At 71.7% G+C, this 19,674-nt stretch carries 19 protein-coding genes and 1 riboswitch; of the genes, 8 read left to right on the forward strand and 11 right to left on the reverse strand.

Annotated features, from left to right (window positions below):
* The 3 genes from C1A38_RS05600 to C1A38_RS05610 form a co-directional block, all read right to left on the reverse strand.
* On the reverse strand, window positions 1-716 hold a 716-nt coding region (locus C1A38_RS05600), incomplete at its 3' end, for a hypothetical protein (RefSeq protein WP_233196649.1).
* A 204-nt stretch (window positions 717-920) separates the two neighbouring features.
* Complete coding sequence (locus C1A38_RS05605; protein ID WP_102656763.1) at window positions 921-1,418, reverse strand: hypothetical protein; 498 nt, start codon at window positions 1,416-1,418, stop codon at window positions 921-923.
* Window positions 1,419-1,519: 101 nt separating this feature from the next.
* Window positions 1,520-1,852 carry a helix-turn-helix transcriptional regulator gene (locus C1A38_RS05610; protein WP_102656764.1) on the reverse strand — a complete coding sequence of 111 codons (333 nt, stop codon included), beginning with the start codon at window positions 1,850-1,852 and terminating at the stop codon, window positions 1,520-1,522.
* Window positions 1,853-2,054: 202 nt separating this feature from the next.
* Between C1A38_RS05610 and C1A38_RS05615 the strand changes: the two genes are divergently transcribed.
* Window positions 2,055-2,753, forward strand: coding sequence for a carbonic anhydrase (locus C1A38_RS05615; RefSeq protein ID WP_199180090.1), 699 nt, complete (start codon window positions 2,055-2,057; stop codon window positions 2,751-2,753).
* A gap of 125 nt (window positions 2,754-2,878) precedes the next feature.
* Here the strand turns inward: C1A38_RS05615 and C1A38_RS05620 are convergent, their stop codons facing one another.
* The 3 genes from C1A38_RS05620 to C1A38_RS05630 form a co-directional block, all read right to left on the reverse strand.
* Window positions 2,879-3,892: a coiled-coil domain-containing protein gene (locus C1A38_RS05620; RefSeq protein WP_102656765.1), complete on the reverse strand. Its 1,014-nt coding sequence runs from the start codon at window positions 3,890-3,892 to the stop codon at window positions 2,879-2,881.
* Between the two features lie 4 nt (window positions 3,893-3,896).
* A riboswitch (cyclic di-AMP (ydaO/yuaA leader) is annotated at window positions 3,897-4,027 on the reverse strand.
* A 166-nt stretch (window positions 4,028-4,193) separates the two neighbouring features.
* Window positions 4,194-5,555, reverse strand: coding sequence for a YibE/F family protein (locus C1A38_RS05625; protein ID WP_102656766.1), 1,362 nt, complete (start codon window positions 5,553-5,555; stop codon window positions 4,194-4,196).
* A 331-nt stretch (window positions 5,556-5,886) separates the two neighbouring features.
* Window positions 5,887-6,183 (reverse strand): metal-sensitive transcriptional regulator, encoded by a 297-nt coding sequence (locus C1A38_RS05630; protein ID WP_043719477.1) that lies wholly within the window; start codon window positions 6,181-6,183, stop codon window positions 5,887-5,889.
* Window positions 6,184-6,303: 120 nt separating this feature from the next.
* Here C1A38_RS05630 and C1A38_RS05635 point away from each other — a divergent pair, with 120 nt between their 5' ends.
* From C1A38_RS05635 to C1A38_RS05650, 4 genes are all read left to right on the forward strand, one after another.
* Window positions 6,304-6,513 carry a heavy-metal-associated domain-containing protein gene (locus C1A38_RS05635; RefSeq protein WP_102656767.1) on the forward strand — a complete coding sequence of 70 codons (210 nt, stop codon included), beginning with the start codon at window positions 6,304-6,306 and terminating at the stop codon, window positions 6,511-6,513.
* Between the two features lie 32 nt (window positions 6,514-6,545).
* A complete protein-coding gene (locus tag C1A38_RS05640; protein WP_102656768.1) occupies window positions 6,546-7,505 on the forward strand; it encodes a DUF8832 domain-containing protein in 960 nt (319 codons plus the stop codon).
* An 11-nt stretch (window positions 7,506-7,516) separates the two neighbouring features.
* Window positions 7,517-9,763 carry a heavy metal translocating P-type ATPase gene (locus C1A38_RS05645; protein ID WP_102656769.1) on the forward strand — a complete coding sequence of 749 codons (2,247 nt, stop codon included), beginning with the start codon at window positions 7,517-7,519 and terminating at the stop codon, window positions 9,761-9,763.
* A 70-nt stretch (window positions 9,764-9,833) separates the two neighbouring features.
* Entirely contained in the window at window positions 9,834-10,007 is a 174-nt protein-coding gene (locus C1A38_RS05650; protein ID WP_102656770.1) for a CsbD family protein, read from the forward strand.
* On the opposite strand, the gene C1A38_RS05655 is transcribed toward C1A38_RS05650, so the two are convergent.
* Both C1A38_RS05655 and C1A38_RS05660 read right to left on the reverse strand, forming a co-directional pair.
* Window positions 9,985-11,031 (reverse strand): anti-sigma factor RsbA family regulatory protein, encoded by a 1,047-nt coding sequence (locus C1A38_RS05655; RefSeq protein ID WP_102656771.1) that lies wholly within the window; start codon window positions 11,029-11,031, stop codon window positions 9,985-9,987. The genes C1A38_RS05650 and C1A38_RS05655 overlap by 23 nt on opposite strands.
* The gene (locus tag C1A38_RS05660; protein ID WP_158244853.1) at window positions 11,028-11,855 is read right to left on the reverse strand and encodes an MEDS and STAS domain-containing protein; all 828 of its coding nucleotides are present in this window, start codon (window positions 11,853-11,855) and stop codon (window positions 11,028-11,030) included. The genes C1A38_RS05655 and C1A38_RS05660 overlap by 4 nt, the downstream gene beginning before the upstream one ends.
* A gap of 105 nt (window positions 11,856-11,960) precedes the next feature.
* On the opposite strand from C1A38_RS05660, the gene C1A38_RS05665 reads away from it, so the two are divergent.
* Window positions 11,961-12,539 (forward strand): sigma-70 family RNA polymerase sigma factor, encoded by a 579-nt coding sequence (locus C1A38_RS05665; RefSeq protein WP_102656854.1) that lies wholly within the window; start codon window positions 11,961-11,963, stop codon window positions 12,537-12,539.
* 41 nt (window positions 12,540-12,580) lie between these two features.
* On the opposite strand, the gene C1A38_RS05670 is transcribed toward C1A38_RS05665, so the two are convergent.
* On the reverse strand, window positions 12,581-13,417 hold the full coding sequence (locus C1A38_RS05670) for a zf-HC2 domain-containing protein (RefSeq protein ID WP_199180091.1): 837 nt from the start codon (window positions 13,415-13,417) through the stop codon (window positions 12,581-12,583).
* A 58-nt stretch (window positions 13,418-13,475) separates the two neighbouring features.
* Window positions 13,476-15,275: a glycoside hydrolase family 15 protein gene (locus C1A38_RS05675; RefSeq protein ID WP_102656774.1), complete on the reverse strand. Its 1,800-nt coding sequence runs from the start codon at window positions 15,273-15,275 to the stop codon at window positions 13,476-13,478.
* A gap of 90 nt (window positions 15,276-15,365) precedes the next feature.
* Here C1A38_RS05675 and C1A38_RS05680 point away from each other — a divergent pair, with 90 nt between their 5' ends.
* Together C1A38_RS05680 and C1A38_RS05685 are read left to right on the forward strand one after the other, a co-directional pair.
* Window positions 15,366-16,583 carry a D-arabinono-1,4-lactone oxidase gene (locus C1A38_RS05680; protein ID WP_102656775.1) on the forward strand — a complete coding sequence of 406 codons (1,218 nt, stop codon included), beginning with the start codon at window positions 15,366-15,368 and terminating at the stop codon, window positions 16,581-16,583.
* Entirely contained in the window at window positions 16,583-16,960 is a 378-nt protein-coding gene (locus C1A38_RS05685; protein WP_199180092.1) for a sensory rhodopsin transducer, read from the forward strand. The genes C1A38_RS05680 and C1A38_RS05685 overlap by 1 nt, the downstream gene beginning before the upstream one ends.
* Here C1A38_RS05685 and C1A38_RS05690 read toward each other — a convergent pair.
* A complete protein-coding gene (locus C1A38_RS05690) occupies window positions 16,957-19,647 on the reverse strand; it encodes a cation-translocating P-type ATPase (protein WP_102656776.1) in 2,691 nt (896 codons plus the stop codon). The genes C1A38_RS05685 and C1A38_RS05690 overlap by 4 nt on opposite strands.
* Window positions 19,648-19,674 lie beyond the last annotated feature (27 nt).

The raw sequence follows: 19,674 nt of genomic DNA on the forward strand, positions 1-19,674 counted from the left end.
GGATCGGGGAGGGGGGTGAGGGGGAGGAGGGAGCCGTGTTGTTCGGCTGTCAGGAGGGCGGTGGTGGTTTCGGCTCGCAGGTTGCGGGCGGCTGCGGCGGCGACCTCGGCGGCGTGCCAGGCTTCCTGCTCCCGTTCCCGGGCCACCCGCTGTTGGGCGAACAGGTGGTCACGTATCGCCCGGCGTAGCACCAACTCCTGCTGGACCGGGTGCAGGCGGGGGTCCCAGCCGCGGTGCGCGAAGACATCGCTGAGCTGCTCCACCGACAGTTCCCGCCGCCAGTACGCCTCCAGCACCGCCCGGTGCAGCCAGCGCTCCCGGTCGGCGTACTCGGCCGGGGTGCGTGGGGTGTGCGGCAGTGGCATGTTCGCGGCTTCGGCCAACCGGCGTACGTCCGCCTCCGCCGCCTGGTACGCCTCCCACGCCTGCTCGGCCTCGTCCTGTGCGGCGAGCCATTCGTCGCGTCGGCGGCGAGCCGTCGCCTCCGCGCGGTCGGCGGCCACCATGACCTCTTCCGCCCAGCGATCCTCGTCCCGCTCCTCCGGCGGGGTCGGCAGGGCAGCTTCCCGGATCCGGGCACCCACGTCGAACCGAAGTCGCCGGGGACGCAGCAGCAGGCCGGAGACGGCGAGTACGACGATGCCCAACAGGCTCAGCCAGATCACGGCGGCCCGGGACACGTCGGGCAGGACGGCGGAGAGAGCGATCTGCATCATCAGCACCTCGTGGCGGATGGGGTTCGTCGAACTGTGCTGGGAAACGGAGGAACAGGGCCGCAACCCGTGACCGTGACCTTGGTCGTGGTCGGGAGGGGGCCTCACCGGCGGGTGGCGTGTGGGTGCCGACTCCGTCAGGTGGTGCGAGCCCGGCCCGGCCAGGAGAGGGCGCAAAGCCAGCCAGTGGTCGTGAGCCTGCCCAGGTCAGGCGGTCGGAGGGCCGCGCCGGGTCGGTTCACCGGGACCGGCGGCGAGGCGTACGGCGGCAGGCCGGGTGCTGACGGGGGCGACGGCCCCGGCGTCGGTGCGCTCGGAGTGCGGCACCGCGGCTGCGGCATGCACAGCGCTCACGGGCGAGACGAGCGCCGACTCGTTCCAGGAGGAGGGCAGCGCTGACTCGTTTCGGGACGAGTTGAGCGTCGACTCGTCGTTCCCGGGCCGGGTGCGCGCCGGCTCCACACGTTGCGCTGACTCGTTGTTGCCGGGCCGGAAGGCTGGGGCCGTCATGTCCCCCGAGCGGCTGGACACAGCGGCGGCGGGTGGGGCGGCCGGGAGGTCTGCTGTGCCGTCCGGCAGGCCGGCGGCCGTGACGCCGCCGAGGCCGACGGCCAGGATGAGTGCCGTCAGCGCCAGGCGGGTCAGATCCGCCAGCGGGCAGCGGGTCACCGACCACAGTGGACGGGAGAACGCGAGACTCGGCACGCGGTCAAACCTATCGCCCTTGCGCAGCAACCGCAGCGGCCCGTTCGTTCAGGGGTGGTGAAGGCCACCACGCTCCGGCCGGATGGGCGGCGGGGTGCGGGCTACGACGTGGTGCCGGCCACTGGCTCCTCGGCGAACAGCGCCAGCAGGTCGCCGACCTGACGATCGGCCTCGGCGGGGTGCCGGAAGCGACCGGCCGGGTTGAGGGTGTACTCGTTGCGTCGCCCGACGCGGGTGCGCTGGAGGTAACCCTCGGCCTCCAGGTCGGCGACGATGGCCTGGGCGGCCCGCTCGGTCACGCCCACCTCGTCGGCGACGTCGCGGAGCCGGGCGGTGGGGTTGCGTGCGATGGCGAGCAGCACATGCCCGTGGTTGGTGAGAAAAGTCCAGTTACGGGCGTTCTCCCGCTCGCCTGTCGTTGCCATGTCGCCCATCGTATGGGCCTTTCAGCTTTTTCGGGCTATGCCGTCGGGCCCTGCACCCGCTCGGCCCCGGAGCGCAAGCGTCCAGGGATACCTGAAATCCATATCACGCATTCCTTGACGCGGCTTGCGCTGCGTGTGACCGTTGGACCAGCCCGTGACCAGCGTCGGCCCGGGATGACCAGGCATCGCATGAGTAGCGAGGGGGCGCCGGATGAGTCGACCCGGACCGATCGGAACAGAGCTGCGGCCGGAGCGGGAACTGCTCACCGCGGATATTCCGGGCGCGCCGCAACTGGCGCTTGCCGAACTGATGGCCGGTAATCGGCGGTTCGTCACCGACACGGCGTGGCATCCCAATCAGAACGCCGGACGTCGCGCTGCCGTGGCCGGGGAGCAGCATCCGTTTGCCGTGATCGTGGGCTGCTCCGACTCCCGGCTGGCCGCCGAGATCATCTTTGATCGCGGGCTGGGTGACCTCTTCGTGGTCCGGACCGCCGGGCACACCGTCGGCCCGGAGGTGCTGGGCAGCGTTGAGTACGCGGTGTCGGTGCTGCGTACGCCGCTGGTGGTGGTGCTCGGGCACGACTCCTGCGGTGCCGTGCAGGCGGCCCGCGCGGCACTGGCCACCGGCGCTGCCCCCGCGGGTCACCTGGGTGCGGTGGTGGACGCCGTGGTGCCCAGCCTGCGCCAGGCCCAGGCCGCCGGGGTGGACGACCTGAACTCGATCGTCGACATTCACATCGCGCAGACCGTGACGGCGATGCTGGGTTCGTCCGCGATGCTTGCCGCCGAGGTCTCCGCCGGGCGTTGCGCGGTGGTCGGCATGTCCTACCGGCTGGCCGCCGGCGAGGTCCGTGCGGTGGCTGCGGAACCGGCGGAGCTGGTCGCCGAGCTCGCGTCCGCCGCCTGACGGCGAGTGCCGGCCCGACAGAGGCACCTGACGGCACCCGCCGGGCCGCCGAGGGCATCAGCCGACGGACCGAGGGCCGCCCCACCGGACGGCGGGACGGCCCTCGAAGTGCTGCCGGATGTGCGTTAGTACATCGAGACGTGCACGTGGTCTGTGTGGTTCGACGGGCCGCTGTAGGAACTCCAGCCGGTCGCCGGGAACCAGATCTGCCGGTTCCAGATCACGTAGTAGACACCCAACCGGTCGGCGTTACGGACCAGGAACGCGGCCAGGTTGTTGCCGTAGATCCGGGTGTCGTCGTTGTACCAGGGCCGGAAACCGCTGTTCTGCAACGACCAGTCACATGCTCGGCCCTTGGGGTGCTCCCACTTGTCACCCGGCCGGTAGCAGCCGACGAACCTGTTGAAGCCGGCGCGCTTGACCTCCTTGTACATGTGCAGGGTGCGCGCCGTGATGCAGCCGGAGGTGGTCGGGTCGTTCTGGTTGCAAGACTCGGCCTTCCAGCCGCCGTCGGCTGACCGGTTCGGGCCGGGCCGGGCGACCGGAGAGGTGGCGGCCACCAGGCCACCGGTGAGACCGACGCCACCGACCAGGCGGAGTGACTTCTCCGCGTCGCTCTTCTTGCGGGCCATGTCGTTTGTCAGCTTCTGCTGCTCGCGTACCTCGGCGTCGAGCGCCAGCTTGGCCGTCTCGGCGCGGCGCTTGACCGCGTTGACCTCACCCAGCTTCTTGCTGTTGACCAGGTTCAACTCGTCGAGCGCGGCGGCGCGGTGGATGAACGAGTCGGGGGCGTTGCTCTGCAGCAGCATGGCGATCGCGCCCACCCGACCGGTCCGGTACGACTGGGTGGCGATCTCGGCGACCTGTGGGGCGAGGGCGTCCAGGTCAGCCTCGGCGCGGCGGACCTCGACAGCGAGCTTGAGCTGCTTCTTCTTGGACTTTTCCAGCTTCGACTTGGCCTTGGTGTAGTCCCGGTTCGTCGCCTCGATCAGCTCGTTGAGCATCGGCGGGTCGTCGTCATGACCGGCTGGTTTGGGGGGCTTCGGCGCAGCCGTCGCCGGCAGCGGGCCGGCGAAGACGGCGAACGCGGCGAACACGGCCACCACGGGCGTCAACCAGCGGCGTAGGGGTGCCGTCACTGTCTTCCCTTCCATCGACCGCCGACCGGGTTAGCTGACGGGTTCGGGACGGAAGTGGCCCCTACCGCTGGTGCGGATTCACCCCACGTACCTGGGTTCCCGGCTCGCCTGGTGGCGATTGGGCGGTGGCACCGCAGGCGCCGGTGCGCGCCTTCGGCGGTGACCGGCAGTGAGGTTACCCGACGGTCGGTCTGGTCCTCTACGTGCCGAACCCGGCAAGATGTGTCATTTCGTAATCGCACTGGGTGACGAGTGACACGCTTGTCGATCCTTTCGGTCGGCGTGCTCACGTTGAGGAGTGTCACCATGGGGTGTCGGTGCTCCTGTCCGGTTCGGGCCACTCCGAACGGGTGGCGGGGGGCGTGTGACGGGTACGCGGTGTGCTGAGGGCCTGGAGTGTCTCGGCCCGGTCCGTCGCCGGTCGCGGCAGGGCGACGGCCACGTCGTCGGGTGCTCCGGGCGCGGCGTTCGCCCCGGCACGGCGTCGTCCGGCGGTGGTCACCACCGTGGCCAGGGCGGTGGTCAGCGGTACGGCGGCGATCAGCCCGAGCGTGGCCACCACGCTGCGGACGATCTCCTGAGCGAGGAACTCGCTTGTCACGATCTGACCCAGCGCGCGGGAGTCGGCGGTGAGCAGGAGCAGCAGCGGCAGCGACGCGCCGGCGTACGCCAGCACGATGGTGTTCACCACCGAGGCGATGTGCGCCCGGCCCACCCGGGTCGCCGAGCGGTACAACTCGCGGCGGGACATGTTCGGGTTGGCGTGGGCCAACTCGGTGACCGCCGCGGCCTGGGTGACCGTGACGTCGTCCAGGACGCCCAGTGACCCGATGATGATGCCGGCCAGCAACAGGCCGTGCAGGTCGACGTCGCCCCGGAACATCGACAGGGTGGTGGCGTCCTCGCTGCCGAAGCCGGTCAGGTGGGTCGCGTTGGTGGCGGCCAGGCCGAGCAACCCGGTGAGCACGAGCGCGCCGAGGGTGCCGAGTACGGCCACCGAGGTCTGCGCCGACACCCCGTGCGTCAGGTACAGCACCACGAACATGATCAACGCGGCGCCGACGATGGCGACCACCAGCGGCGGCTGGCCGGCGCTGATGCCGGGCAGCACGAAGGTGAGCAGGATGGCGAAGCTGGCCGCCAGGCCGGCCAGGGCGGCCAGCCCACGCAGTCGTCCGAAGGCGACGATGGCGGCGGCGAAGAGCACTCCCAGCCAGATCAGTGGCGTACCGCGCTGGTGCTCGGCGATGTTGTAGGTGCTGATCGCCGGGTCCTCCGGGTCGATCAACGAGACCAGGATGACGTCGTCGTCGACGCTTACCGAGGGTGCGCCCGGCCCGGCCGGGATGGGGGTGTCGACGTGCTGGCCGGCGTCCGGGCCGTCCTGCACCCGTACCGTGACTGTGCCGCACGGGCCACCGGCCGTCGTCGGGGTGCCCTCCGGCACCGCGGGGTTGGGCGGGCAGGGTTCGGTCACCACCCGGGTGACCGTGCCGTGGTACCGGGGCAGGTCGTCGCCGGCCTCCGGGCGGGGGGCGTCGCGGGGCCAGAGCACCAGCGCGGCGACAAGCGTGGCGAGGAAGAGGGGGACCACCGTCACGATGAGGATCCGCCGCACCCCGGGTGGGGTGGGCGGAGCGGCACGGCTGTGATCGGCGCCCATTCGATAGTCTCCCAACGATTTCTTCAGCGGAGTACGTGTCGGCGGGCGAGTCGGTTCAGTCCGGCCGTACGACTCTCGCGGTGGACGGCCGAGGCGGCCGGAACGTGGCGGAATCGCTGCGTACGGTGAGTGTCGGGGCGGCCGTCGTCGTCGCCGGGCAGCGGCGGCGGTGCGGGTGCGCGTCCGGCAGCGCGGTGGGCCGGAAGGCGCGGATGTCGGCAGGCCATCGTGTGCGAATGGTAGCCAGCCCCGGAACGGATCGCAGGGTGCGTGGGGTCCGTCGGCGGTTCGTGAGCGCGGGCGGTGGTCGACGGGTGGCCCGGAGAGCGGGTCAGCCGCGCTTCATCAGGCGGCCGACGGCGGCCATCATCTCGGTGGCCATCTCGTCGGCGCGGCCCTCGGCAGCTCCCTCGTGCATGCAGTGCCGGGCGTGCCCGTCGAGCAGGCCGAGGGCGACCTTGTCGAGTGCGGCCTGGATGGCGGAGATCTGGGTGAGCACGTCGATGCAGTAGCGATCCTCGTCGACCATCTTCTCGACGCCGCGCACCTGGCCCTCGACGCGGCGCAGCCGGGCGAGCAGTTGGTCCTTGCTGGCGGTGTAGCCGCGGATCGGCGTCGGTGTGGTCATGAGCACGAGGATAACCTACCCCCTGGGGGTATGCTACGGTCGCGTTGGAGATACCCCCCTCGGGTATGTTCGTGGCACCGGCCGCCCCTCGGCCGGGCCAGGCGGAAAAGGAGAAGCCCCATGGTCACCACGACCTACCAGGTGCAGGGCATGACCTGCGGACACTGCGTCAGCGCGGTCAGCGGCCAGGTCGGCGCGCTGTCCGGCGTCACCGACGTGACGGTCGACCTGCCCGCCGGCCGGGTCACCGTCACCAGCGAGCAGCCGCTCGACGAGAACGCGGTACGCGCGGCCGTCGACGAGGCCGGATACGAACTGCTCGGCGCCTGAGGCGACCGGCGGCGGAAAACCGAGGTGCAACGATGAACACAGCGACGAAGCTCACCGGCTTCGCGCTCGGCCTCGCGGCGGTGTTCGGTGCCGCGTACGGCGTCGGCCAGGTGACCGGTCCCGCCGCCCCGGTCGTCGCCGACGGCCATGACACAGGCCCGCACGGAACCGCCGCACCCGGGCAGGAGACGGGCGGGCACGACGCGTCGGGAGCCGCCGGGCACCTGCCCGGCGGGCTGCTCGTCTCCGACCGGGGCTACACCCTGGTCCCGGTCGCCGCCACCGAGGGTGAGTTCGCCTTCCGGGTCACCGGCCCCGAGGGCAAGCCGGTGACCCGGTACGAGGTGACGCACGACAAGCCGATGCACCTGATCGTCGCCCGGCGTGACCTCTCCGGCTTCCAGCACGTGCACCCGGAGTTGGCCGCCGACGGCACCTGGCGGGTCGCCTCACCGTTGAACTCGCCCGGTGTGTGGCGGGCCTTCGCCGACTTCACCCCGACCGGCGGCGAGCCGCTGACCCTCGGCGTCGACGTGACCGTGCCCGGCGAGTTGACCGAGCAGGCCCTACCCGCCCCGGCCAGCAGCACCACGGTCCACGGCTACACCGTCGACTTCCACGGCACACCCCAGCCCGGCCAGAGCACCACCCTGACCTTCAGCGTCAGCCGCGACGGGGTGCCGGTCCGCGATCTCGAACCGTACCTGGGGGCGTACGGCCACCTGGTCGCACTACGCCAGGGGGACCTGGCCTACCTGCACGTGCACCCCGAGGGCGGGCCGGGCGACGGGCTGACGGCACCCGGGCCACAGGTGCGCTTCGGCGCCGAGTTCCCCTCGGCCGGGGCGTACCGGCTCTATCTCGACTTCCGCCACGACGGGGTGGTACGCACCGCCGAATTCACCGTGCACGTCGGTGCCCCGGGCGCCATCCCCAGCCCGAACGGCGTCATCGCCGACGAGCACGGCACCCCCGGACACGAGCACAACTGACGGGACCAGCGATGACCACCAACAGACCGCTGCGCACCGCGACCGGCCGGATCGAGCTGTCGATCGGCGGGATGACCTGCGCCTCCTGCGCCGCTCGCATCGAGAAGAAGTTGAACCGGCTGGACGGCGTGCAGGCCAGCGTCAACTACGCCACCGAGAAGGCGACCATCTCCTACGACGCGCCGGTCACCCCGGACGACCTGATCGCCACGGTGGAGCAGACCGGCTACCGGGCCAGCCTGCCCGCGCCGGCCACCCCGGCGGCAGGCACCGACGAGCCGGTCGACGAGTTGCGCAGCCTGCGTACCCGACTGTGGGTCTCCGTGGCGCTGACCGTGCCGGTGATCGCGTTGGCCATGGTGCCGGCCTGGCAGTTCACCTACTGGCAGTGGCTGTCGCTGGTGCTGGCCGCCCCGGTCGTGGTCTACGGCGGGCTGCCGTTCCACCGGGCCGCCCTGGTGAACCTGCGGCACGGTGCCGCGACCATGGACACTCTGGTCTCGGTGGGCACCCTTGCCGCCTTCGGCTGGTCGGTGTGGGCGCTGTTCCTCGGCACCGCCGGCACGCCGGGCATGACGCACCCGTTCAGCTTCGACATCGGCCGCACCGACGGTGCCGGCAACATCTACCTGGAGGCGGCGGCCGGGGTGACCGCGTTCATCCTCGCCGGCCGGTACTTCGAGGCACGCTCCAAGCGCACCGCCGGGGCGGCCCTGCGCGCCCTGCTCGAACTCGGTGCCAAGGACGTCTCCGTGCTCCGCCACGGGGTGGAGACCCGCATCCCGGTCGAGCAACTCGCGGTGGGGGACCGGTTCGTGGTGCGGCCCGGCGAGAAGATCGCCACCGACGGGACGGTGGACGAGGGTTCCTCCGCGGTCGACGCCAGCCTGGTCACCGGCGAATCGGTACCGGTCGAGGTCGGGGTGGGCGACGCTGTGGTCGGCGGTTGCGTAAACGCCGGCGGACGACTGGTGATCACCGCCACCCGGGTCGGTGCCGACACCCAACTGGCCCAGATGGCCCGGTTGGTCGAGCAGGCGCAGTCCGGTAAGGCCGCCGCCCAGCGGCTCGCCGACCGCATCTCCGGGATCTTCGTACCGATCGTGCTGCTGCTGGCGGCCGGCACGCTGGGCTGGTGGCTGGGCTCCGGCGCCGGACCGACCGCCGCGTTCACCGCCGCGGTGGCGGTGCTGATCATCGCCTGCCCGTGCGCCCTCGGCCTGGCCACCCCGACCGCGCTGCTTGTCGGTACGGGGCGCGGCGCGCAACTCGGCGTCCTGATCAAGGGACCGGAGATGCTGGAGTCCACCAGGCGGGTGGACACCGTGGTGCTGGACAAGACCGGCACCGTCACCACCGGCCGGATGACCCTGCTGGAGGTGATCCCGGGCACGGGTGAGCAGCGCGACGAGACCCTCCGGATGGCCGCCGCGCTGGAGGCCGGCTCGGAGCACCCGGTGGCTCGGGCGGTGGTGGCCGGTGCCGCCGAGGTCGGCGAGTTGCCGCCCGTCATCGGCTTCGCGAACGTCGCCGGGTTGGGCGTCAGCGGCAGCGTGGACGGCCGCGAGGTGCTGCTCGGCCGGCCCCGGCTGTTGCGCGAGCGCGGTCTGGTCGTACCGGACGATCTGGCGCGGTCGGCGACCGACGCGCAGGCGGCGGGGCGTACGGCGGTGCTTGTCGGTTGGGAAGGCCGGGCCCGTGCCGTGCTCGCGGTGGCCGACCAGGTCAAACCGACAAGCCGGGAGGCGGTACGTCGACTGCGGGCTCTCGGCCTGACCCCGGTGCTGCTCACCGGCGACAACGCCACAGTCGCCAGTGCGGTGGCCGCCGAGGTGGGCATCGACGAGGTGATCGCGGAGGTGCTGCCGGCGGAGAAGGTCGACGTGGTCTCCCGGCTCCAGGCCGAGGGCCGGGTGGTGGCGATGGTCGGTGACGGCGTCAACGACGCGGCGGCGCTCGCCCAGGCCGACCTCGGACTGGCCATGGGCACCGGCACGGACGCGGCGATCGAGGCGTCCGACCTGACCCTGGTCCGGGACGACCTGCTGGCCGCCGTGGACGCCATCCGGCTCGCCCGTCGCACGCTGGGCACCATCAAGGGCAACCTGTTCTGGGCCTTCGCGTACAACGTGGCGGCGCTTCCGCTGGCCGCCGCCGGCCTGCTCAACCCGATGATCGCCGGGGCGGCGATGGCCTTCTCGTCGGTTTTCGTGGTGGCCAACAGCCTGCGGCTGCGACGGTTTCGTCCCGTTACCTGACTCGGTGGTTCGCCGGGGCTCGGCTGGGTACTTGATGGACGTAGCAACCGAACGAGCCACGGAGGCTGACATGGGTGTCGAGGACAAGTTCAACAACAGCGCCGAGAACACCACCGGCAAGGTCAAGGAGGGTGTCGGCCGGGTCACCGACAACGAGCAGTTGGAGGCCGAGGGCCGCGCCGATCAGAGCCGCGCCAGCATCAAGCAGGCTGGCGAGAAGATCAAGGACGCGTTCCGGAGCTGAGCTGCGGATCCCCCGAACCGCCGGGCCGGCGCTCGCCGCCCGGCGGTTCGCTCAGCGTAACGGCGGTCAGGCCAGGTGGCTGACCAGCGGTGAGCCGGAGGGTGAAGCCGTTGGCGTCACGGTGCTGGGTGACGTGGTTGCACGACTGGTACGTGATCCACAGGCCCAGCCCACCGGGCGTGCTGTCGGCGGGTGGCAGCAGACCTGCGTACGGATCGTCCGGCCCCTTGCCGGTGTCGCTGACGGTGGCCACGATGCGGTCCGGTGCCGTCCACAGGCGCAGCCGCACGGGCGGAGAGCCGTGCCGCAGCCCGTTGGTCACGGTTTCGCTGACCGCGATGACGAAGTCGTCGAAGTCCTCCGTCGACAGGTGCCCCGGACCGACCTGGTGCACTGCCGAGCGGGCCTGCGCGGCGGTCGGATCGGTCAGGTCGAGCAACGGTGGGTACGCCTGGATCGGGTCGGGTGGCGCAGGCCGGTTCTGCCGCAGGAAGGACTCCGGGGCGAGATAGTCCGGGCTGGGCAGATGCCGCTGCCCGGCGGTGGCGATGTGCGGGTGGGTGGCGGCGACATCGGCCAGCACGTCGGGGGGCGTGATCCGGGTGTCGTACGCACACATGCTCCACAGCGGCCAGTCGTCGTACGCGCGGTTGATCGCCGCCTCGTACCGGGCCCACCAGTCCCAGGTCGACCCGAGAGAGGGCGGCGGCACCTCGCCGATGATCCGGATCTGATCCGCGCCGCCGGCCGTCAGGTCGGCGAGGAGTTTGCGGTACATCCGGATGGCGGCGGTCGGTCGGGCGTACACCCCGGCACCGTTGAGGAACTCCACCCCGCTGTCGGCCGGCAACGCCGAGCGGACCAGGCCGCCGGTGCGCTCGCCGAGCGCCACGAAGGTCGGCTCGCCGGCCGTGACCCCGTCGAGCAGGAACGGCACCGCGACCGCGAGCAGCTCGTCGTCCGAGGCGTAGCACAGGGCCTCGTGCAAGTATCCGTTTTCGGTGGCGGCGGGACCCGTCCTCACCGGGTCACCTCCATACTCAGGCCAGGCAGATCCAGCAGGGCGGCGAGCCGTACGGTGCCGGCGGAGCAGCCGCGCAGCACCAGTCTCGCCTCCCGTTGCTGGGCGTACTCACTCAGGTGGACCAGCGTACGGTGATCGAGAAAGCGAAGCCCACTTGCATCCAGTATCAACTCATCGTCGACCGGCCGCAGGTCGGTGTGTTCCAGCGCGGCGCGGAACAGATCGTGGTTGGCCGGGTCGAGTTCCCCGACCAGCACGGCGTGACCCGGGTGGGCCGTCGGCGCGTACAGCCGGAACAGCAGGTCGGTGACGTTGTGCTCCGGGTGCAGACAGGCCAGCTCGGCGACCGCCCGATCACCCAACGTCGGCCGGTGGTACCCGCACATGCCCTGGAACGCCTCGCCCCGCATCATCCGGTTGATCTGCTGCTCGTAGCTGGCGAACACCGCCCGCTGAGTCGGCGTACGGACCAGATCCGTGCAGGCCGCGGCCACCCGCAGGCCGCTGTAGCCGGCGGCGAGCGCCATCCGGGTGGCCATCTGGTACGCCGACACCTGGCCGGCCGGGTCGATCACCTCGACGCCGGAGTAGGCCGCGTCGAGGGTGAGTACCTCGGCGGCACCGGAGGACAGCGCCTCGGCGAACAGATCCAGATCGCGCCACCGGTCCCGGACCGCTCCGGCCTCGCTGCCGGCGACGACGTACCAGACCTGCTCGCCGGCAGCGAGGCCGGAGCGTAGGAAGTCCTCTGCCCGGGGGGTGAAGCCGGCGGGATCGTCGTAGGCCCAGCACTGGTGTCCGTACGGTAGGGCCTGCCCACTCACGTCACGCGCCTCATCGTCGCAGTGTACGACTGCCCCCGGCCAATCGACTTCGTCAATGTCGAACTGCCGGGAACCAACCCGCCGCGTCGAGCGACCAATACGGCGATGACAGCCGCGACCGACGAGATCACCGGGTACGCGTTCGCCGCGGGCCGGGGCGACCAAGCCGCCGCCGCGGCGTTCGTCCGTGCCACGCAACACGACGTACACCGGTTCCTGGCGCACCTGCCCGGCACTCGCGACGTCGACGACCTGGTCCAGGAGACGTACCTGCGGGCCTGGCGCGCCCTGCCGTCGTTCGCCGGCCGGTCCACGGCACGGACCTGGCTGCTCGCCATCGCCCGCCGGGTCGCTGTCGACCAGGTGCGGGCCGCCGCCGCCCGCCCCCGCACCGCAAACCTCGCCGACTGGCAGGCCGCCGCCGAGGCGACCTCGGCCGGGGTACGGGCCGGAGTGGACGACGAGGTGGTGCTCTACCGGATGCTCGACGGCCTCACGTCCGACCGCCGGGAGGCGTTCGTCGCCACCCAACTGCTCGGACTGTCGTATGCCGAAGCCGCGCAGGTGTGCGACGTGCCGGTGGGCACCATCCGGTCCCGGGTGGCGCGGGCCCGGGAAGACCTGGTCGCGGCCATGCGCCCGGCCACCCGCCGACGCGGCGCCCGCCCCGACGCCGTCGGCTGACCCGTCTCCGCCGTCCTCAGCCGGGAAGCAGGGTGGGCTGGTCAGGCGGCGTGGCGGGAGGCGTGCTGGCGGCCCTGGTGGGCCTTGACCGGGTGGTGGGCCTGGGCCGGGTAGTGGGCCTGGGCTGAGTAGGGCGGCAGGAGGCGGAGGGTGGCCGGCTCGTCGGTCTCGTCGAGGCGGAGTCGCCAGCGGGATCGCTCCGGGCGCTGCCGGTCGTTCGGGTCACCTGGTTGCCGCATGCTGCGCGCCAACAGCACGGTGATCAGATAGCCGACCACCAGGAAGCCGTGACTGACCAGGCGTTCCACGGCGACCTGGGAGGCGACGAGGTCGTTGATCGACAACAGGACGAGCGTCGCCACGAAGGCGCTGAGCATCGGCAGCATCCCGGAGGGGCGGGTCCGGCGCAGCGCGACGAAGAGGAAGCCCGCCCCGACGGCCACGTTCCAGGCGGCCGACTCGTGCCACAGGTGCTGCCCGTTGGCGTGCACGTGCTGGGCCACCTCGGCCCGGCCGACCTGGGCCAGCCCGAGGACCAGCTGCACCGCGCCGAGCAGTCCGAGCGCGGCCCGCAACGCGGTGACCGCGGTGATCCGTCCGGCGAACGCGGCGAACCAGCGCTGACGCCGCAGGGCGGCGATCGGCGTACGGGCGCGGCGGCGAGGCGGCGGCGCGGCGCTGAGAATGGCCTCGGTCAGATCCGGTAGCGCGGACACCACCTGGGTACGCGCCCGCCGGGTCACGGTGGCGGCCCGGCTGTACCAGCCCTGGCAGGCCGTGCAGGTCTCCAGGTGCCCGTCGGCCGCACGTTCCTCGTCCGGCGTCGCCTCACCGTCCAACTGTGCTGACAGAATCTCCCGCCACTGCTCGCACCCCATGTACCGATAGTCGCTCGTCAGGTCGACGTGGTTCCCGGCGGGGCGGCCCGGTGCCTGGTCAGCGGCCACCCCGGTCGGCCCACTCGTGCAGCGCGTCCCGGTCACCCGCCGCGTCGAGGTTGAGCGCCGCCTCGATCAGGGCGAGATGCGTGAACGCCTGCGGGTAGTTGCCCAGGGCGGTGCCGTCCGCGGCGAGTTGCTCGGCGTACAGACCCAGCGGACCGGCGTACGCGCTGAGCTGGTCGAAGAGTTTGCGAGCCTCGTCCCGCTGACCGGCCAGGACCAGCGCCGAGACCAGCTCGAACGAGCAGAGCAGGAAGGCGCCCTCCTCCCCGGGCAGCCCGTCGTCGGCCCGGTAACGCCGCAGCAGCGCAGGGCCGATCTCCAACTCCTGCCGCACCCGGTCGATGGTGGAGAGCATCCGAGGGTCGTCGCCGGGCAGGAAACCGACAAGCGGAATCCGCAGCAACGAGGCGTCCAGCTCGGTCGACCCGTACGCCATCACGAAGCTGCCGACCTGCGGGTCGAAGCCGCGGTCCAGGACCTCGGCGTGCACCGCGTCGCGGGCCGTGCGCCACCGCGGCACGTCGGCGGTCCGGTCGTCGAGCAACTCGGCCACGCGGATGCCCCGGTCCAGGCAGACCCAGGTCATCACCTTCGCGTTGACGTAGTGCCGGCGCGGACCCCGCACCTCCCAGAGACCGTGATCCGGCTCGTGCCAGCGGTCGGACATCACGTCGACGTGCTTGCGCAGCAACGCCCACTGCTCGCCGGTCAGGTCGCCGGTGAGCTGCTGGTACACCAGCGCGGCGTCCAGAATGTGGCCGTACGTGTCGAACTGCACCTGTTCGGCGGCCTCGTTGCCGATCCGTACCGGCCGGGAGCCGGCGTACCCCTCCAGGTGGGGCAGCTCCTGCTCCTCCGCAGTGCTGCCGAGGATGTCGACGAGCGGGGTGAGCAGGTCACCGTTGCAGACGGAGATCAGGAAGTGCAGGTACCGCCGGCCCTCCTCGGCGTGCCCGAGCCGGAACAGGGCGAGCAGCAGCAGCGCGGCGTCCCGGTGCCAGGCGTACCGGTAGTCCCAGTTGCGGACCCCGCCGATCTCCTCCGGCAGGCTGGTGGTGGGCGCGGCGATCAGTGCCCCGGTCTCGTCGAAGGAGAGCCCCCGCAACACCAGCGCGCTGTGCCGGACGGCGTCGGAACCGAAGCCGGTGTAGTCGCTGCGCGCCGACCACGCCTGCCAGGTCCGGCAGGTACGCGCCAGCAACTCGTCCGGGTCGACGACGTCGGTGGCGTCGTCGTCGTAGCCGACCAGCAACGCCACAGTCGTACCGGCGGACAGCTCCGCCTCGATCCGCAGTGCCCCGCCGGACGCCTCGGCGGGCAGGTCACCGCCGACCCACAGATCGGTGCCGACGGCCCGCCAGCGGCGGCCCACCCGCTCCCAGGCGACGTCGCGGGCGCCGTACCCGACTCGGGGCGCCACCCGCATGGTCAGCTGGATCGTGCCGTGCTCGACGGTCACCCGGCGTACCAGCATCTTGTCGGCGCGCAGCGGCTGGGCACCCTCGCCGGGCGCCACCGCCAGGAAGTCCTGCACCACCGCCGACCCCTGCGGAGTCGACAAGCGACTCTCCAGCACGAGGGTGTCCGGCAGATACCGCCGGGTCGGCTCGGCGCAGCCGGCCACGGTCAGTTCGAGGACACCGCCGCGGTTGCGGTCCAGCAGGCGGGCGAAGACCGCGTCACCGGCGAAATGCGGCACGCAGAACCATTCGACCGCGCCGTCGGCGGCGACCAGCGCGGCGGTGTGGGTGTCGGAGAGGAAGGCGTACGAGTCGATGGGGGGACAGGTCATCGCGGCTCCAGTAGGGGACGTCGGTGCCTCCAGGACTACCCCGTGACGTGCGGGGTAAGCGCCTGCGCCCGTCAGTAGAGGAGAAGGTGGGTGTCCCGTCCGTTCGTGAACTGGTCCGGCAGCCTGTCCTTCACCCCGGCCGAGCGCGTCGAAGCGGCCGACGAGGACGAGGTGCGGGAGGTGATCCTGCGCGCCCGGGAGTCGGGCCGCACCGTGCGGCCGGTGGGTTCCGGACACTCGTCGAGCCCACTGGTGCGTACCGACGGCATCCTGCTCAGCCTGGACCGGTTGGTGGGGGTGGTCGACCAGGCCGACGAGCGGGCCACCGTCCGGGGCGGCACCCGGCTCAAGGCGCTCGGCGAGGGTCTCTACGAGGCCGGTCTGGCGATGGACAACCTCGGCGACGTCGACTACCAGTCGATCGCCGGTGCCACCGCGACCGGCACCCACGGCACCGGTCTCGGCTTCGGCAACCTGTCCACCCAGGTGACCGAGGTGCGGCTGGTCACCGGCACCGGCGAGACGCTCGACATCTCGGCGAAGTCCCACGCCGACCTGCTGCCCGCCGCCCGGCTGTCGCTTGGCGCGCTGGGTGTGGTCACCCAGTTGACGCTCGACGTGCAGTCCCGCTACGAGCTGCACCGGCGGGCCTGGTGTGCGCCGGTCGACTGGACCCTGGACCACCTGGCCGAGTTGCAGCACACCAACCGCAACATGGATTTCTACTGGTATCCGCGCAGCGACCTGACCCAGGTCCGGACCATGAACCGGGCCGACGAGGCGCCGGACGATCAGCGGTGGGCGACGCGGCAGATGTTGGAGGCCGGCCCGGAGGGTCAGCTTCGGGAGGTCGACGTGGGGCCGACCCACCAGACCATCCCGCAGAACCGGGAACTGCGCTTCGAGGAGATCGAGTACATGCTGCCCTCGGAGGCGTTCCCGGCCTGCTTCGCCGAGGTGCGGCGGCGCATTCTGACCCGGCACCGCCGCTACGTGGGTTGGCGGGTGCTGGTCCGTACGATCGCCGCCGACGACATCTGGTTGAGCAACGCGTACGGCCGTCCCACCACCACCATCGCCTGCCTGCAGAACACCACCCTGCCGTACGAGGACTACTTCCGGGACATGGAATCGGTCTTCCTGCATTACGGTGGCCGACCACACTGGGGCAAGAAGCACTGGTTGACCGCGCGGGAACTGCGCCCGCTGCTGCCCCGGTGGGACGACTTCCAGGCGGCACGTCGTCGCCTCGACCCGGACGGGGTGTTCCTCACCCCCGATCTGGCCCGGCTGCTGGAGGAGACCTGATGACGCAGCTCGGGGCGCGGGTGTGGGTGGTGCCGGGCGGGCGCATCCCGTTCGGCGGCACCGGCCCGGAGCCCGAATACACCAGCTTCGACCAGTTGTGTGTGCTGAACACCGGCGACGCCGAGGCGGACCTGCGGCTGGACTTCTACTACGAGGACACCGAGCCGGTCGGGCCGTACCGGCTGGTCGTCGGCGCCCGGCGGATCCGGCACGTACGGGTCAACGACCTGATCGACCCGGAGGCCGTCCGCCTCGACCGCCCGTACGGCTGCGTGCTCCGCTCCCCGGTGCCGGTGGTGGCGCAGTTCCTGCGGCAGGACACCCGCCGGTCCGGGGCGGTGGCACTCGCCACCACGATGGCCTACCCCGTCGACTAGCCCACCGCCGGGTGCGTGCGCCCCCGGATCAACCTGCGCCGCAGTTCGTCGGCCCCCCACACGACGACGGGGAAGACCAGTAGCAGCGCCAGGGCCGGTGCCGGTGGTGGCCGCGTACCGAAGACCTCCGGCAACGGCGGCAGGGCCACGATGGCGGCGGCGACGGCGAGTTCGAAGGCGATGCCCCACAGCAGCAGGCGGTTGGAGAACACCCCGACGGCCCGCAACGGAGCGCGTTCGGTACGGGCCGCGAACGCGGTGCCGATCTGGCAGGCCACGATGCCGAGGAAGGTCATCGTGGTGGCCTGGAGATAGGTCTCGTGCAGCGCGGTGCCCGGCCCGGTCGGCGTGCCCGGGGTCCAGCCGCCAGCGAGCAGGACGGCGAAGAAGCCCACCATCACCAGTACGGCGGAGACGAGCCCGAGGAACGCCCAGGCCCGCAGCAGCATCCGCCGGTCGATGACCCGTTCGGTACGCCGTCGGGGCGGGCGGTCCATCAATCCCGGTTCGGCCGGCTCCCGACCCAGCGCCAGGGCGGGCAGCGTCTCCGTGCCCAGGTCGATGGCGAGGATCTGGAGCACGGTCAACGGCAGCGGCACCGCCCCGGCGGAGAGCGCGAAGATCAGGAACGGAACGACCTCGGGCGTGGTGTGGGCGAGGATGTAGAGGATGAACTTGCGGACGTTGGCGTAGACCCGGCGACCGGCACCGACGGCGGCCACGATGGTGGCGAAGTTGTCGTCGGTGAGCACCATCGTCGCGGCCTCCCGGGTCACGTCCGTTCCGGAACGCCCCATCGCCACACCGATGTCGGCCCGGCGCAGGGCCGGCGCGTCGTTGACCCCGTCGCCGGTCATCGCCACGATCTGGCCGTCGGCGCGCAGTGCCTCGGCGATGTGCAGCTTGGCCTCGGGCGACACCCGGGCGAAGATCACTTCGCGTTGCTCGGCGAGCAGGTCCCGCAGCGCCTGGGGAGTCATCCGGTCGAGATCCGCGCCGGTCAGCACGGTCGGATCGCCCCGGGTGATCCCGACCTGCCGGGCCACGGCGGTTGCGGTCAACCCGTGGTCGCCGGTGACCATGATGATCCGGATACCCGCGGTGTGGCACTTGGCCACCGCGTCCGGCACCGCCGCCCGGGGTGGATCCACCATGGCGACGAAGCCGAGGAAGGTCAGCTCCCGCTCGGTCGTCTCCCGGTCCTCGGGCGGCCCGGTCAACCGGCGTCGTGCCAGGGCGAGGACACGGCGGCCCTGCCGAGCCTGCCCGGTCACCGCTTCGGTCAGCTCGGCCCGCGCCTGCTCGGTCAGTGGCCGGTCGTCGCCGTCGGCACCGATGATCCGGGTGCAGCGGCGCAGCACCTCCTCCGGCGCACCCTTGGTGTGCAGCCACAGATCCGACCCGACGGCATCGACGGTGGACATCAGCCGCAGTCTCGGATCGAAGTGGAACTGGCTCTGCCGCCGGCTGCCGGCGGGCTGCCGGATCATCGCGGCGAAGTGCAGCAGCGCGGTCTCGGTCGGGTCGCCCACGTCGGCGTCCGGGCGCAGTTCGGCGTTGTTGCAGGCGGCCGCCGTGGCGGCCAGGGCGGACAGCGCGGGACCGGGCGACGGCACCGGGTCGGGCAGCGGATCCAGCAACTCGTCGGCGGCGCGTACAGCGGTCACCCGCATCCGGTTCTCGGTGATGGTGCCGGTCTTGTCGGTGCAGATGACGGTGGTGGAGCCGAGGGTCTCCACGGCGCTGAGCCGCTTGACCACCGCACCCAGCCGGGCGAGTCCGCGTACGCCGACGGCCAACGCCAACGTGATGGTGGGCAGCAGTCCCTCGGGCACGTTCGCGACCAGCAACCCGATCGCGAAGGTGAACGCGTCGGAGATCGGCATACCGGCGGCGAACACCCCGATCGGGAAGAAGACCACACCGGCACCGATCGCCACCGCCGCGATCAGCCAGGCCACCCGACGTACCTGCCGTTCGAGCGGGCTCTCCTCCCGACCGACCCGCTGGGACAGGGCGGCGATCCGGCCCAGCTCGGTTCGCATCCCGGTCGCGTAGATCATCCCGCGGGCCTCGTCCGACAGGCAGGACGTACCGCTGAACACCAGGTTGCCGGCCTCGGTGAGGCTCTCGGCGGGACCGGTCGCGTCGGCGCTGCGGTAGGCGGGCTGCGACTCACCGGTCAGGGCGGACAGGTCGACCTCGACACCGCCGTCGAGCAGCCGGGCGTCGGCGCTGATCCGATCACCCTCGCCGATGGCGATCACGTCACCCGGAACCAGTTCCCCGGCCGCAACCTCCTGCCAGTTGCCGTCTCGCAAGGCCCGTGCCTGCTGAGGGAGGTACCGGGTCAGTGCCTCGACCGCCCGCTCGGCCTGCCGCTCCTGCACCGAGGCGAACACCGCATTGACCGCGATGACCGCCAGGATCGCCGCGCCCAGCACGGCGGTACCGGCCACCCAGGCGAGGATCGCGGCCACCCACAACAGCAGGGCGAGGGGATGGATCAGCTGCCGCCCGAGCTCCCGCCACCAACTTCGTCTGTGGGTTCGGCGCAGCTCGTTGCGGCCGTACTCGGCGAGCCGTTGGCGGGCCTGGTCGGTGGTCAGCCCGTGTTCGCTCGCGTCGAGCCGGTGCAGCAGGTCGGGCAGCGGCGACTGCGGGTCCACGGTCAGCTCACCCCGCACCGGAGCCTCCTCGCCCAGCTCAGCGGG

The organism is Verrucosispora sp. ts21 (assembly GCF_002879555.1).
Classification (GTDB): domain Bacteria; phylum Actinomycetota; class Actinomycetes; order Mycobacteriales; family Micromonosporaceae; genus Micromonospora; species Micromonospora gifhornensis.

Excerpts from the sequence above, each read along its gene's own strand:
- C1A38_RS05610 (WP_102656764.1), bottom strand. The coding sequence starts at position 1,852 with ATGGGCGACATGGCAACGACAGGCGAGCGGGAGAACGCCCGTAACTGG.
- C1A38_RS05615 (WP_199180090.1), top strand. The coding sequence starts at position 2,055 with ATGAGTCGACCCGGACCGATCGGAACAGAGCTGCGGCCGGAGCGGGAA.
- C1A38_RS05625 (WP_102656766.1), bottom strand. The coding sequence starts at position 5,555 with ATGGGCGCCGATCACAGCCGTGCCGCTCCGCCCACCCCACCCGGGGTG.
- C1A38_RS05630 (WP_043719477.1), bottom strand. The coding sequence starts at position 6,183 with ATGACCACACCGACGCCGATCCGCGGCTACACCGCCAGCAAGGACCAA.
- C1A38_RS05635 (WP_102656767.1), top strand. The coding sequence starts at position 6,304 with ATGGTCACCACGACCTACCAGGTGCAGGGCATGACCTGCGGACACTGC.
- C1A38_RS05640 (WP_102656768.1), top strand. The coding sequence starts at position 6,546 with ATGAACACAGCGACGAAGCTCACCGGCTTCGCGCTCGGCCTCGCGGCG.
- C1A38_RS05645 (WP_102656769.1), top strand. The coding sequence starts at position 7,517 with ATGACCACCAACAGACCGCTGCGCACCGCGACCGGCCGGATCGAGCTG.
- C1A38_RS05650 (WP_102656770.1), top strand. The coding sequence starts at position 9,834 with ATGGGTGTCGAGGACAAGTTCAACAACAGCGCCGAGAACACCACCGGC.
- C1A38_RS05665 (WP_102656854.1), top strand. The coding sequence starts at position 11,961 with ATGACAGCCGCGACCGACGAGATCACCGGGTACGCGTTCGCCGCGGGC.
- C1A38_RS05670 (WP_199180091.1), bottom strand. The coding sequence starts at position 13,417 with ATGGGGTGCGAGCAGTGGCGGGAGATTCTGTCAGCACAGTTGGACGGT.
- C1A38_RS05675 (WP_102656774.1), bottom strand. The coding sequence starts at position 15,275 with ATGACCTGTCCCCCCATCGACTCGTACGCCTTCCTCTCCGACACCCAC.
- C1A38_RS05685 (WP_199180092.1), top strand. The coding sequence starts at position 16,583 with ATGACGCAGCTCGGGGCGCGGGTGTGGGTGGTGCCGGGCGGGCGCATC.